The organism is Blastococcus aurantiacus, assembly GCF_900102425.1.
Taxonomy (GTDB): domain Bacteria; phylum Actinomycetota; class Actinomycetes; order Mycobacteriales; family Geodermatophilaceae; genus Blastococcus; species Blastococcus aurantiacus.
In genome coordinates this window covers 298716-312184 of record NZ_FNBT01000002.1, presented here as the reverse complement: position 1 = coordinate 312184, position 13469 = coordinate 298716, and the positions used below count along the sequence as shown (strand labels likewise).

Annotated in this window: 15 protein-coding genes; 13 read left to right on the top strand and 2 right to left on the bottom strand. The window is 74.1% G+C overall.

Going from position 1 to position 13469, the window contains the following annotated elements; translation table 11 throughout:
- Positions 1 to 18: 18 nt before the first annotated feature.
- From BLS70_RS04990 to BLS70_RS04975, 4 genes are all read left to right on the top strand, one after another.
- The gene (locus BLS70_RS04990) at positions 19 to 477 is read left to right on the top strand and encodes a helix-turn-helix transcriptional regulator (protein WP_218122287.1); all 459 of its coding nucleotides are present in this window, start codon (positions 19 to 21) and stop codon (positions 475 to 477) included.
- 10 nt (positions 478 to 487) lie between these two features.
- Positions 488 to 901, top strand: coding sequence for a VOC family protein (locus BLS70_RS04985; protein WP_091764850.1), 414 nt, complete (start codon positions 488 to 490; stop codon positions 899 to 901).
- A 100-nt stretch (positions 902 to 1001) separates the two neighbouring features.
- Entirely contained in the window at positions 1002 to 3383 is a 2382-nt protein-coding gene (locus BLS70_RS04980; protein ID WP_091764539.1) for an ATP-binding cassette domain-containing protein, read from the top strand.
- Between the two features lie 50 nt (positions 3384 to 3433).
- Complete coding sequence (locus tag BLS70_RS04975) at positions 3434 to 4018, top strand: carboxymuconolactone decarboxylase family protein (protein ID WP_218122286.1); 585 nt, start codon at positions 3434 to 3436, stop codon at positions 4016 to 4018.
- Between the two features lie 5 nt (positions 4019 to 4023).
- Here BLS70_RS04975 and BLS70_RS20705 read toward each other — a convergent pair whose 3' ends face one another.
- Together BLS70_RS20705 and dapD are read right to left on the bottom strand one after the other, a co-directional pair.
- Positions 4024 to 4647, bottom strand: a complete 624-nt coding sequence (locus tag BLS70_RS20705; protein WP_176946293.1) for a hypothetical protein — start codon at positions 4645 to 4647, stop codon at positions 4024 to 4026.
- 85 nt (positions 4648 to 4732) lie between these two features.
- Positions 4733 to 5707: a 2,3,4,5-tetrahydropyridine-2,6-dicarboxylate N-succinyltransferase gene (gene dapD, locus BLS70_RS04965; RefSeq protein ID WP_218122285.1), complete on the bottom strand. Its 975-nt coding sequence runs from the start codon at positions 5705 to 5707 to the stop codon at positions 4733 to 4735.
- 106 nt (positions 5708 to 5813) lie between these two features.
- On the opposite strand from dapD, the gene dapE reads away from it, so the two are divergent.
- The 9 genes from dapE to BLS70_RS04920 all read left to right on the top strand — a co-directional run bounded on the left by dapE (position 5814) and on the right by BLS70_RS04920 (position 13460).
- A complete protein-coding gene (gene dapE / locus BLS70_RS04960) occupies positions 5814 to 6920 on the top strand; it encodes a succinyl-diaminopimelate desuccinylase (protein ID WP_218122284.1) in 1107 nt (368 codons plus the stop codon).
- Positions 6917 to 7789, top strand: a complete 873-nt coding sequence (locus BLS70_RS04955) for an LOG family protein (protein WP_091764536.1) — start codon at positions 6917 to 6919, stop codon at positions 7787 to 7789. Before dapE ends, BLS70_RS04955 begins: the two co-directional genes overlap by 4 nt.
- Before the next feature lies 1 nt (position 7790).
- Entirely contained in the window at positions 7791 to 8159 is a 369-nt protein-coding gene (locus BLS70_RS04950; RefSeq protein WP_091764535.1) for a DivIVA domain-containing protein, read from the top strand.
- Positions 8152 to 8631, top strand: a complete 480-nt coding sequence (locus BLS70_RS04945) for an SRPBCC family protein (RefSeq protein WP_091764534.1) — start codon at positions 8152 to 8154, stop codon at positions 8629 to 8631. Before BLS70_RS04950 ends, BLS70_RS04945 begins: the two co-directional genes overlap by 8 nt.
- Entirely contained in the window at positions 8628 to 9533 is a 906-nt protein-coding gene (locus BLS70_RS04940) for a DMT family transporter (protein WP_091764533.1), read from the top strand. The genes BLS70_RS04945 and BLS70_RS04940 overlap by 4 nt, the downstream gene beginning before the upstream one ends.
- 31 nt (positions 9534 to 9564) lie before the next feature.
- Positions 9565 to 10107 (top strand): DNA-3-methyladenine glycosylase I, encoded by a 543-nt coding sequence (locus BLS70_RS04935; protein ID WP_304457094.1) that lies wholly within the window; start codon positions 9565 to 9567, stop codon positions 10105 to 10107.
- A 124-nt stretch (positions 10108 to 10231) separates the two neighbouring features.
- Positions 10232 to 10399: a DUF3117 domain-containing protein gene (locus BLS70_RS04930; RefSeq protein ID WP_012947303.1), complete on the top strand. Its 168-nt coding sequence runs from the start codon at positions 10232 to 10234 to the stop codon at positions 10397 to 10399.
- A 149-nt stretch (positions 10400 to 10548) separates the two neighbouring features.
- Positions 10549 to 11997 (top strand): leucyl aminopeptidase family protein, encoded by a 1449-nt coding sequence (locus tag BLS70_RS04925; protein WP_091764531.1) that lies wholly within the window; start codon positions 10549 to 10551, stop codon positions 11995 to 11997.
- The gene (locus BLS70_RS04920) at positions 11994 to 13460 is read left to right on the top strand and encodes a hypothetical protein (protein ID WP_091764530.1); all 1467 of its coding nucleotides are present in this window, start codon (positions 11994 to 11996) and stop codon (positions 13458 to 13460) included. Before BLS70_RS04925 ends, BLS70_RS04920 begins: the two co-directional genes overlap by 4 nt.
- The last annotated feature ends 9 nt before the right edge of the window (positions 13461 to 13469 follow it).

The following is a 13469-nucleotide window of genomic DNA, read 5'->3' as shown; positions in this document are numbered from 1 at the left end:
CGTGGCAGCATCCGACCGGTGGGCAGCGAACCGGTCGCGGAGCAGCGCCTGCGCGATCTCGCCCGCCTGCGCCGGGTGAAGGACCGCATCGACCGGGAGTACGCGCAGCCGCTGGACGTCGAGGCGCTGGCCCGGGGGGCGCACATGTCGGCCGGGCACCTCAGCCGCGAGTTCCGGGCGGCCTACGGCGAGTCGCCCTACGCCTACCTGATGACCCGCCGCATCGAGCGGGCCATGACGCTGCTGCGCCGCGGCGACCTGACCGTCACCGAGGTCTGCTTCGCCGTGGGCTGCTCGTCGCTGGGCACGTTCAGCACCCGCTTCACCGAGTTGGTGGGCATGCCGCCCAGCGTCTACCGGCAGCGGGCCGGTGGGACGGCCGGCCTGCCGGCGTGCGTCGCCAAGCAGGTCACCCGGCCGGTCAGGGTCACGGATCGGTCAGGAATCGAGAAGCAGCGGTCGGGCACCCGTCCCTAGCGTGACCGGCATGGACCTCACCATCCACCACGCGTTCCTGCCGCACACCGACCCCGACGCCTCCCTGGCCTTCTACCGCGACGCGCTTGGCTTCGAGCTCCGCAACGACGTCGGCTACGAGGGCATGCGCTGGCTCACCCTGGGCCCGGCCGGCGACCCGGCTGCGACGACCCTCGTCCTGCACCCGCCAGCGGCCGACCCCGGCATCACCGACGACGAGCGGCGGACCATCGCCGAGATGATGGCCAAGGGCACCTACGCCTCCCTGATCCTGGCCACCGGGGACCTCGCCGGGGTGTTCGAGCGGATGGTCGCCAGCGGGGCCGAGGTCATGCAGGAGCCGGCCGACCAGCCCTACGGCGTCCGTGACTGCGCCTTCCGCGACCCGGCCGGCAACACCGTCCGGATCCAGCAGCGCAGCTGAGAAGTCGGTCCTCGACCGGTCATCCCTGTCGGACACCCCTGGTAGAACTCCGGACGGTCGCTGCCGCGCGGCCGGTCCCGACGGATGGAGGCACCGACCCATGAGCGCGACGACCGAGGCCACCGCGAGGCACGCCGCCGACAGCCACGACGTCATCCGTGTGCTGGGTGCGCGGGTGAACAACCTCAAGGACGTCAGCGTCGAGCTGCCCAAGCGGCGGCTCACCGTGTTCACCGGCGTCTCGGGTTCGGGGAAGAGCTCGCTGGTCTTCGCGACCATCGCCGCGGAGTCCCAGCGGCTGATCAACGAGACCTACAGCGCCTTCCTGCAGGGCTTCATGCCGTCGCTCACCCGGCCCGAGGTCGACCTGCTGGAGGGCCTGACGACGGCGATCATCGTCGACCAGGAGCGGATGGGGGCCAACCCGCGCTCCACCGTCGGCACCGCCACCGATGCCAACGCCATGCTGCGCATCCTGTTCAGCCGGCTCGGGACGCCGCACATCGGGCCGCCCACCGCGTTCTCGTTCAACGTGCCGACGCGCAAGGCGAGCGGGGTGATGAGCACCGAGAAGGCCGGCGGCCGGGTCGAGAAGGCCGTGGTGCGCGACGCGGTCTACCTCGGCGGCATGTGCCCGCGGTGCGAGGGCATGGGCTCCGTCTCCGACTTCGACCTCACCGCGCTCTACGACGACAGCAAGTCGCTGGCCGAGGGCGCGCTCACCGTCCCGGGCTACAGCATGGACGGCTGGTACGGCCGGCTCTTCCAGGGCATCGGCCTGGACCTGGACAAGCCGATCGCGAAGTACACGAAGAAGGAGCTGAACACCCTCCTCTACGAGGAGCCCACCAAGATCAAGGTGGAAGGCATCAACCTGACCTACGAGGGCGTGATCCCGAAGGTCCAGAAGACGATGCTCTCCAAGGACATCGACGCCCTGCAGCCGCACGTCCGCCGCTTCGTCGAGCGGGTGATCACCTTCCAGACCTGCCCGGAGTGCGAGGGCACCCGGCTCACCCCGGAGGCCCGGTCGTCCCGCATCAAGGGCAAGAACATCGCCGACCTGTGCGAGATGCAGATCAGCGACCTCGCCGCGTGGGTGCGGAAGCTCGAGCAGCCGTCCGTGGCCCCGCTGCTCACCGGGCTGCAGCACCTGCTGGACTCGTTCACCGAGATCGGGCTGGGCTACCTGTCGCTCGACCGGTCAGCGGGCACGCTGTCCGGCGGTGAGGCGCAGCGGACCAAGATGATCCGGCACCTCGGGTCCTCGCTCACCGACGTCACCTACGTCTTCGACGAGCCGACCGTCGGCCTGCACCCGCACGACATCGAGCGGATGAACGGGCTGCTGCTGCAACTGCGGGACAAGGGCAACACCGTGCTCGTGGTCGAGCACAAGCCCGAGACCATCGCCATCGCCGACCACGTCGTGGACCTGGGGCCCGGTGCGGGGACAGGGGGCGGCGTCGTCTGCTTCGAGGGCACCGTGGAGGAGTTGCGGACCAGCGACACCGTCACCGGCCGGCACTTCGGCTACCGGGCGTCGGTGAAGGACGAGGTGCGGTCGGCCTCCGGGGTCCTGGAGGTGCGCGGCGCGTCGACGCACAACCTGCAGGACGTCGACGTCGATGTCCCGCTCGGCGTCCTGTGCGTCCTCACGGGCGTGGCCGGCTCCGGCAAGAGCTCGCTGGTCACCGGCTCGATCGCCGGCCGCGAGGGCGTGGTGGTGGTCGACCAGGGCGCGATCAAGGGCTCCCGGCGGAGCAACCCGGCGACGTACACCGGGCTGCTGGAGCCGATCCGCAAGGCGTTCGCCAAGGCCAACGGCGTGAAGCCCGCCCTGTTCAGCTCGAACTCCGAGGGCGCCTGCCCGACCTGCAACGGCGCCGGGGTCATCTTCATCGACCTGGGCGTCATGGCCACTGTCGAGTCCCCGTGCGAGGAGTGCGAGGGCCGGCGGTTCCAGGCCTCGGTGCTCGAGTACACGCTCGGCGGCCGGAACATCGCCGAGGTGCTCGCGATGTCGGTCGCCGAGGCCGAGCAGTTCTTCGCCGCCGGTGAGGCCAAGGTGCCGGCCGCGCACACGATCCTCGACCGGCTGGCCGACGTCGGGCTGGGCTACCTGAGCCTCGGCCAGCCGCTGACGACGCTCTCCGGCGGCGAGCGGCAGCGGCTGAAGCTGGCCACCCAGATGGCGGAGAAGGGCAGCGTCTACGTCCTGGACGAGCCGACCACCGGTCTGCACCTGGCCGACGTCGAGAACCTGCTGGGTCTCCTCGACCGTCTCGTCGACTCCGGCCGGTCGGTCATCGTCATCGAGCACCACCAGGCGGTCATGGCGCACGCCGACTGGATCATCGACCTCGGGCCGGGCGCCGGGCGCGACGGTGGCCGGGTGGTCTTCGAGGGCACGCCGGCCGATCTGGTGGCCGACCGGTCCACGCTGACCGGGCAGCACCTGGCGGCCTACGTCGGGCGGTGACCGCGGCGGCACTCCTTCCGCGTGACGGGGCGCGGGCCTACCGTCCCGCCATGAGCTGGATCTCAGACGCCGACGAGAGCTCGTCGGCGGAGGTTGCCGCTGCGTTCGACCGCGACCGGGCAGCCCTGGGGTACGTCGCGAACTACACCAGGACGTTCGCCCGGCGCCCCGCCGTCCTCGAGGCCTGGCGCGGGCTCAACGCCGCCGTCAAGGCGTCCATGGACCCCCGCCGCTACGAGCTGGCCACGCTGGCGGCGGCCCGGCGGCTCGGGTCGAGCTACTGCTGCCTGGCGCACGGGAAGGTCCTGGTCGAGCAGTTCGACGGTGCGCCGGAAGTACGAGCGCTGACCCGCGGCGCCCCCGGCGACCTCGACCCGGTCGACGCCGCCGTCGTCCGGCTGGCTGAGAAGGTCGCCGGGGGAGCGGTGGAGATGAGCGAGCAGGACCTGGCCGAGCTGCGGGGCCTCGGCCTCACCGAGGACGAGGTGCTCGACGTCGTCCTGGCCGCGGCGGCGCGGTGCTTCTTCAGCACCGTGCTGGACGCCACCGGGACGGAGCCCGATGCGGCCTACCGGTCGCTGGATCGGCAGCTCCAGGAGTCGCTGACCGTGGGGCGCCCCATCGCCGGCGCCTGATCGGATCAGGTGCAGGCGAGGGCGTTGTCGGTGAGGGCGGTGGCCAGCTCCTGGGCCATGGCCTCGTGCTTCTGGTACGCCTCGGGGAAGCCGCTGCGCTGCACCGTCTGCGCCACCTCGGTCAGCCGCCCCGTCTCCCAGCCCGGGACCTCGACGAGCCCGTCGTAGAACTTCCCGGCGGCGTAGACGGGGTCCCGCACCTGCGCGGGCGAGCCCCAGCCCTGCGAGGGTCGCTGCTGGAACAGCCCCAGGGAGTCCCGGTCGCCGTAGTCGAGGTTCCGCAGACCGGACTCCTGCTGGGCGGTGGCCAGCGCGATGACGACCGCGCGCTCGGGCAGCCCGCGGTCGCGGGCCACGCGCGCGATCGTGGTCGCGTGCCGCGCCTGCTCCGCGCTCACCGTCACCGTGCCGCCGTCGACGGTGCAGCTGCCCTCGGCGGGGACGTCGTCGGCCGAGCGCGCCCAGGCGACGCCGAGCAGCACCAGAGCGGCGACGATCGCGACGGGCCACCAGTTGTCCTTGCGGCCCCGACGGCCGCCCCCGCGGCGCCCCCGCGTCGACGGCCGTCGGGCGGGACGACGCCGGGCAGGCGCGGCTGCCCGCATCGCGGTCGACGTGGAAGGGGCCATCGCGACCGACCCTAGGTCGCGAAGCTGTGGACTCCCTGGACCGCCACCTGTGACCCGTGCCGGGCCGGAAGCCGCCGCTGCTGCGTCAGTTCGCGTGCAGCTCGGCGTTCAGCGAGCCCCACGTGCGGCCCTGGCGGAGGACCACCTCCAGTGCGCCGCTGACGCTGTTGCGTCGGAACAGCAGACCGTCGCGGCCGGACAGCTCGCGCGCCTTGACCACCGAGCCGTCGGGCAGCGTGATCCGCGAGCCGCCGGTGACGTAGCAGCCGGCCTCGACGATGCAGTCGTTCCCGAGCGAGATACCGATGCCGGCGTTCGCGCCCAGCAGGCAGCCGGTGCCGATCGAGATGACCTCTGTCCCGCCACCGGACAGCGTGCCCATGATCGAGGAGCCGCCGCCGATGTCGCTGTCGGCGCCCACGACGACGCCCTGGCTGATCCGGCCCTCCACCATCGAGGCGCCGAGCGTGCCGGCGTTGAAGTTGACGAAGCCCTCGTGCATGACCGTCGTCCCCTCGGCCAGGTGGGCTCCGAGGCGCACGCGGTCGGCGTCGGCGATCCGGACGCCCGAGGGGATGACGTAGTCGACCATCCGCGGGAACTTGTCCACGCCGAAGACGGTGACGTGGCCGACGGCGGCGCGCAGCCGGTGCGCGTTGAACGTCGCGGCCTCGACCGGTCCGGCGCTGGTCCAGGCCACGTTGGTGAGCAGGCCGAAGGCGCCGGTCAGGTCGGCACTGTTCGGCCTGATCAGCCGGTGCGAGAGCAGGTGCAGTCGCAGCCACACGTCGTAGGTGTCCACCGGCGGGGTGGCGAGGTCGGGGATGACGGTGCGGACGGCGATGATCTCCACCCCGCGCGCCTCGTCGCTGCGCACCAGGCCGCCGTAGTCGGGCCCCAGCTCGCCGGACAGGTCGAGCGCGCCGATCCGGGTGGTGCCGGGCTTCGCGCCCGCGGGCGCGCCGAGGCGAGGTTCGGGGTACCAGGTGTCGAGCACCGTGCCCGAAGGCGTCACGGTGGCGAGGCCGGCGGCGGAAGCGGAGACGGTCGCGGCAGTCACGGGTAGGACGCTACCGCTCAAGGACCCCGCCCCTCTCATGCCTCGCACGCTCGGCACGGGCCTCCGGGCGGGGCCGACGGTGGAGCCTGGCCCTAGGCTCGGCGTCGTGAGTGACCTCCCTCCGCTCGACCTCTCCGCCGACGTCCTCACGCTGACCCGTGCGCTGGTCGACGTCCCGTCGGTCTCCGGGGACGAGAAGCCGCTGGCCGACCTCGTCGAGACGGCGCTGCGCGCCCTCGGCGGCCTGGAGGTGGAGCGGGTGGGCGACGCCGTCCTGGCGCGCACCAATCTCGGCCGCCCGACGCGCGTGGTGCTGGCCGGCCACCTGGACACCGTGCCGATCGCCGACAACGTCCCCAGCCGCATCGAGGGCGACCGGCTGTACGGCTGCGGCACCAGCGACATGAAGTCCGGTGACGCGGTGATGCTGCGGCTCGCCGGGCTCTTCGGCGTCCCGGGCGCCGAACCCGCGCACGACCTGACGTTCGTCTTCTACGACAACGAAGAGGTCGAGGCGGTCAAGAACGGCCTCGGCCGGGTCGCCCGCGAGCGCCGGGGCTGGCTGTACGGGGACCTCGCGATCCTGCTGGAGCCCACCGCCGGCGAGATCGAGGGCGGCTGCCAGGGCACGCTGCGGGCACGGCTGACGACGCCGGGGCACCGCGCGCACAGCGCACGGAGCTGGCTCGGGCGCAACGCGATCCACGGGCTGGCCGGGCCGCTGGCCACGCTGGCCGCCTACGAGGCCCGCGAGGTCGAGATCGACGGCTGCACCTACCGCGAGGGGCTCAACGCCGTCGGCATCTCGGGCGGGGTTGCGGGCAACGTGATCCCGGACGAGGCCGCCCTGCTGGTCAACTTTCGCTACGCACCCGACCGGGACGAGGACGCCGCCGAGGCGCACGTCCGCGAGGTGTTCGCGCACGCCGTCGAGGCCGGCGCGACGCTGGAGATCGTCGACCACTCCGGCGGCGCCCTGCCGGGGCTCTCGGAGCCGGCCGCGGCCGCGTTCGTCGCCGCCGTCGGCCGGCCGCCGAGGGCCAAGCTGGGCTGGACCGACGTCGCCCGCTTCGCCGCCTTCGGCATCCCTGCCCTGAACTACGGGCCCGGCGACCCGACGCTCGCCCACACCCGCGAGGAGCACGTCCTGATCGACCGGCTGCAGCCGGCCGAGGACGCGCTGGTCGCCTACCTGTCCGGGAGCCCCGCATGACCGTCCCGCCCAGCCCGCAGGACGCACCCGGCCCGCAGGACCCCGGCAGGCCGGCGACCGAGCCGGGCGCGCGGCCGAGGCGGCCGGCCCGGCACCGCGGCCCGGTCATGCTGCGCGGCAGCGAGCCGGACCCGAGGACGGCCGGGACGACGACGGACCAGCGGCTGCTCGACCGCCGTGGCCAGACCGACTGGCTGCACACGGACCCGTGGCGCGTGCTGCGCATCCAGAGCGAGTTCGTCGAGGGCTTCGGGCTGCTCGCGGAGCTGCCGCGCGCGGTCAGCGTGTTCGGCAGTGCGCGCACGCCGGCCGACCACCCGCACTACGCGGCAGGGGTGGCCATCGGCGCGGCGCTGGCGCAGGCCGGGTACGCGGTCGTCACGGGCGGTGGCCCGGGCGCGATGGAGGCGGCCAACCGGGGGGCCTGCGAGGCCGGGGGGCTCTCGGTCGGGCTCGGCATCGAGCTGCCGTTCGAGCAGGAGCTCAACGAGTGGGTCGATCTCGGCATCACCTTCCGCTACTTCTTCGTCCGCAAGACGATGTTCGTGAAGTACGCGCAGGCCTTCGTGATCCTCCCCGGCGGCTTCGGCACCCTCGACGAGCTGTTCGAGGCGCTGACCCTGGTGCAGACCCGCAAGGTCACCCGGTTCCCCGTCATCCTGTTCGGCACCGAGTACTGGTCGGGGCTCCTCGACTGGATCCGCACGACCATGGCGGCCACCGGCACGATCAGCCCCGCCGACCTGGAGCTGCTCACCGTCACCGACGACGTCGCCGAGGTGGTCGCCGCGATCCAGGCCTCCGACGCCGGCCGGGCACGCGGGGACGACGGCAGCATGCAGGCCCCGGTCGGCCCCTCCGACGCCTGACGTGTTCGACCTGCTCCTCTTCCTCGTCGGTGTCCTGGTCGTCGCCGCCCTGCTCTTCCTCGGCGCCTCGCTGCTGCTGGGGCGCGGCGAGACCCAGCCCCCGGCCGACCTCGACCGCTCACCGGTGGAGCTGCCGAGCGCCCGGCCGGTGACGGGTGACGACGTGCGGGCGCTGAGGATGACGGTGACCCTGCGGGGCTACCGGATGACCGAGGTGGACTGGCTGCTCGACCAGTTCGCCCGGACGCTCGACGAGCGAGACGCCGAGATCGCCGCGCTGACCAGACGGCTGCATCCGACGCCTCCCGACCACCTGAAGAGCGGGCTGACACCACCCGCGGACGACGACGAGGAGCACCCCCATGCCTGAGCTGGTCGAGCGGATCGACGTCGAGGCATCGCCCGAGCGGGTCTGGGAAGTGCTCACCGACTGGGTCGGGCAGGGCGAGTGGATGGTCGCCACCGACGTGGAGACGGTCGGCGGACCGGCGCAGGGCGTCGGTGGGCGGCTCGCGGCGCGCACCGGCGTGCCCCTGCCCGGCGGCCGGCACCTCGGGCTGCTGGACACCATGGTGATCACGAAGTGGGACCCGCCGCGGCTGGTCGAGGTGCAGCACACCGGCCGGGTCATCCGCGGTCCGGGCATCTTCGAGATCGAGCCCCGCGGGAAGCACGCCACGTTCGTGTGGACCGAGCGCTTCTACCTGCCCTGGGGCTGGTTCGGGGTCGTCCTCACGCCGGGCTGGTACGCCGTCCGGCCGTTCGTGCGGTGGGGCGTGCGCCGTTCGCTGCGCCGCTTCGCGGCCGTCGCGGCCCGGTCCGGGGGAGCCGCTGGCCGGTGAGCCGCCGTGGGTGGGCGCTGTTCCTGGCCATGTCGGTCATCTGGGGCGTCCCGTACTTGCTGATCAAGGTGGCCGTCGACGAGGTGGCGCCGGTCGTCGTGGTCTTCGTGCGCTGCGCGATCGGCGCGGCGCTGCTGCTGCCCTGGACCATCGGCCGCGGAGGTCTGGCACCGGCGCTGCGCGCATGGCGCTGGCTGCTGGTGTTCGCCGCGCTGGAGATGACCGTGCCGTGGCTGCTGCTCTCCTACGCCGAGCAGTCGCTGTCCAGCTCGCTGACCGGACTGCTGGTGGCCGCGGTGCCCTTCGTCGCCGCGCTGGCGGGCCGCCTGGCCGGTGAGGAGGAACGGCTCACCCGCGTGCGGATGGCCGGCATGGGAGTCGGCGTCGTCGGCATCGCCGCGCTGCTCGGGCTGGACCTGACCGGGGCGCAGCTGCTCCCGGTGGTCGCGGTCGCGCTGGTGACGGTCGGCTACGCGACCGCGCCGCTGGTCGTGAGCCGCCGGTTGCCCGAGGTGCCCGGGGTGGCCGCCGCGGCCGTCGCGCTGGCGGTGACCACCGTCGTCTACGCGCCCTTCGCGCTGCCGCAACTGGGCGACGCCGTCGACGCGTCGGGGCAGGCGCTGCTCTCCCTGGCCGCCCTGGGGGTGGTGTGCACCGCGCTGGCGCTCGGGCTGTTCTTCGCGCTGATCCGCGAGGTCGGTCCGCAGCGCGCCCTGGTCATCACGTTCGTCAACCCGGCGGTCGCGGTGCTGCTCGGCGTCCTGCTCCTCGACGAGCCGTTCACCCTGGGCATCGCGCTCGGCCTGCCGCTGGTGCTGGCCGGCTGCGTGCTGGCGACACGGCGCAACGCGGCCGCTCCGTCCGCCCCCGGCACCGAGGCGCTCGACGCCGCTGCCCGCTGACCTGTCGGTGCCCGGGACTACGGTCGCCGACGTGCAGCGCTGCGCCTGGGCCGGGTCGTCCCCCGAGTACGTCGCCTACCACGACGAGGAGTGGGGGACGCCGCTGCACGGCGACGACGCCCTGTTCGAGCGCATGTGCCTCGAGGCGTTCCAGTCCGGGCTGGCCTGGATCACGATCCTGCGCAAGCGGCCGGCGTTCCGCACCGCCTTCGCCGGTTTCTCGATCGACGCCGTGGCGGAGTTCGGCCCCGAGGATGAGGAACGGCTGATGGCCGACGCGGGCATCGTGCGCAACCGCGCGAAGATCGCCGCCGCCGTCCGCAACGCCCGGACCGCGCAGCAGCAGCCGGAGGGGCTCTCGGCGCTGCTGTGGTCCTTCGCGCCGACGGGTCCACGGCCCCGGCCGGCCACGATGGCGGACGTCCCCGCGACCAGCCCCGAGTCGGTGGCGATGGCCAGGGAACTGAAGCGCCGAGGGTTCGTGTTCGTGGGCCCGACGACCGCCTACGCGCTCATGCAGGCGACCGGGATGGTGGACGACCACGTCGCCGACTGCTTCCGCGCGTCACCCTGAAGGGCCCTCGTGTTGGACGACGGAGCCCCATACGGGATCATTGGCGTCGGAGTTCCAGCAGCGACGGACGCCACCCCACCCCCCGCCCCGGCGGGGAGCGGTGTGGCCGGCGAAGGAGGCACGCATGGCGGCCATGAAGCCGCGCACGGGTGAAGGTCCCCTCGAGGTGACCAAGGAAGGCCGCGGCCTGGTCATGCGCGTGCCGCTCGAGGGAGGCGGTCGTCTCGTCGTCGAGTTGTCGCCCGACGAGGCGGCGGCGCTGTCGGAGGCGCTCAAGGGCGCGACCAGCTGACCACCTCCGCCGACCTGCCCCCGGGCAGTGCAGCGCAGGACGACACGGCCCCGGCCGCCGGCGCACAGCCGGTTGCCGGGGCCGCGCCGTTCCCCCGCATCGAGCTCCTGACCGACCTGCCCGTCCTCGGCACCGACGACCTGCTGGCCGTGCCGGTGGGGGAGGGCGGGGCGCTGCCTGCCTGGCTGACCGGGCCGGCGCCGGCCGTCAGCCCGGAACTGCTCACCGGCGCGCTGGCCGACACGGGGAACCGAGGTGCGGCGGGCACCATCACGAACATCCCCGTCGCCGGACGGCGCCCGCGCAGCGTGGTCGCCGTCGGGACGGGCGCCGGCACGGTGCCGGAGCTGCGCCGCTACGTGGCCATCTGCGTGCGGCGGGCCCAGACGTTGGCCGAGCACGGCGCCACCCGGCTGGTCCTGCCGCTGGACGGTGCGGCGGGCCCGGCGGGTGCCGAGGAGGTGCGCGCCGCCGTGGAGGCCGCCGTGCTGGCCGGCTACCGGTTCCACGGCTCGTCCGCGCGGGCACCGCGGCGGCTGGCCGAGGTGGCCGTCGTGGTGGGCACGCCGGGGATGACGCGGGCAGCCGCCGCCGGTGAGGTGACCGCCCGGGCGGTGGCGTGGGCGCGCGACCTGGTGAACACGCCACCGAACGTCGCGGACCCGGAGTGGCTCGCCGAGCAGGTGCGGACCCGGCTGGGCTCGCTCCCGCACGTCTCGGTGACCGTGCTCGGACCCGCGGAGCTGCGGGCCGGCGGCTTCGGTGGGGTCCTCGCGGTGGGCGGTGGCTCGGCGTCCCCGCCGCGGGTCGTCGTCGCCACCTACCGCCCGCCGTCGGCCGGACCGGCGCACCCCGTCCTGGTCGGCAAGGGGATCACCTTCGACACCGGCGGCATCTCGATCAAGACGAACGCCGGTCTGCGCCACATGCACACCGACATGGCCGGTGCGGCCGCCGTGCTCGCAGCCGTCGACGCCGCCGCTCGCCTCGAGCTGCCGGTCGCGGTGACCGCGGTGGTCCCGGCCGCCGAGAACGCCCTCTCCGGTGCTGCCTACCGCCCGGCCGACGTCGTGCGGCACGTCGGCGGGCGCACCACCGAGGTGCGCACCACCGACGCGGAGGGGCGGCTGGTCCTGGCCGACGCACTGGCCTACGCGAGGCTCGAGCTGGGAGCCACCGCCCTGGTCGACGTCGCCACGCTGACCGGCGCGATGAAGCAGGCGCTGGGCACCCGGACCGCCGGGCTGTACGCGACCACCGACGGGCTCGCCGAGGCGTTGGCCACCGCTGCCGCGGTGGTCGGGGAGCCGCTGTGGCGGCTGCCGCTGGACGAGCAGTACCGCGACCTGCTGGACAGCAGCGTCGCCGACGCGAACAACTCACCGGGCAACCCCGGCGGCACGACGGCCGCGCTGTTCCTGCGATTCTTCGCCGGGGAGCTGCCGTGGGCGCACCTGGACATCGCGGGACCGGCACGCGCCGGCTCCGACGACGGCGAGACGGTGAAGGGCGGAACGGGGTTCGGCACCCGCACGCTGCTGCGGTGGCTGGAGGCCGGTGCGCCGGGAGAGGCTGGACCGATGGGAGCGGAGCGATGAGCGAGGACGAGCGGGGCGTCGTGTTCCCGGCGGGCCCGGACGGCCGGCGGAGCACCGCGGCGCTGGGCCGGGCGGTGACCGCCGACGCGCTGCGTCCCGTGGATGCCGCCGGAGCCCTGGCCGCCGAGCGGGAGACCAACTGGCGCGGGGGTTACCTGACCCACTTCCGCCGCCTGGTGGAGGCCGGGCTGCCCTCCGGGGAGGCCGCCCGCACCATCGCCGGGGCGGGACTGGACTCGCTGCACCGGCGCATGCGCGTCGCCGGCCCGGACGGCGAGGCCGGTCTCGACGAGCTCGCCGGGGCGCCCGCCGGCCGCGCGCTGCACACGGTCGAGGTCCGGGGCACCGCGGAGCCCGAACGCGAGCTCTCGCTGCCCTTCCACGGCCGGCGGCTGCGGGGCGACGCGCTGCTCCGGCACCTGGACGACTGGGTGACCGCCGGTGTGGTCGAGCCCTCGTGCGCCGAGGCGGTGCGCACCGTGGCGGCGAACCCCGAGTGGCTCGCGGTGCCGGACAGCACCGTCGTCGTCCTGGGCGCCGGGGCCGAGATGGGTCCGCTGACCGCGCTGCTGCGCTGGGGCGCCCGGGTCGCCGGTGTCGACCTGCCCCGCGCACCGCTGTGGGAGCGCGTGCTCGACACCGCGCGCGGGAGCGCGGGCACCCTGCTCGTGCCCTTCGACGACCCGTCGGCCGACCCGGAACCGGCCCGCGCCGGAGCGGATCTGATCACCGAGGTGCCGGCGGTGGCCGAGTGGGCCGCGACCCTGGCCGGTCGGCCGGTGCTGGGCAACTACGTCTACGCCGACGGGGCGACCAACGTGCGGGTGTCCGCGGCGGTCGACGCCCTCACCGTGCGGCTGGCCGCGGCCCGGCCCGAGCTGGCGCTGGCCTTCCTGGCCACCCCGACCGACGTCTTCGCCGTCCCTGCCGATGCCGTGGCGCAGTCCGTGCGCGCGTACGCCGCCCGTTCCCGCGGGGCGAAGCTGCTCGGACGTCCGTTGCGCACCGTGTCGGGCGGCCGGCTGCTCCAGCGCGCCTACGTGCCCGGTACCGACCCGGGTATCGCCGACAGCCTGGTCGCGCAACAGGGGCCCAACTACGCCCTGGCCAAGCGGCTGCAGCGGTGGCGGGCGACGACGGCGCGCGCGGCCGGGACCACCGTGTCGATGAACGTCGCCCCGCCGACGCGCACCCGGTCGGTGGTGAAGAACCGCGCGCTCGCCGCTGCCTACGCCGGTGCCCACCGGTTCGGCGTCGAGATCTTCGAGCCGGCCACCTCCAACGTGCTCATGGCCGCACTGCTGGTGCACGACCTGCACACCGGCGGCGGACCGCTCCACGACCACCCGTGGCAGGACGAGGCGCACGAGGCGGCGCACGGCGGCCTGTGGCGGGCGGCCTACCAGCCGCGCAGCGCGCTCGGCCTGGCCGCGCTGCTCGGCTACGGCGCGGCCCGCGGCTGAGCCGGTCGG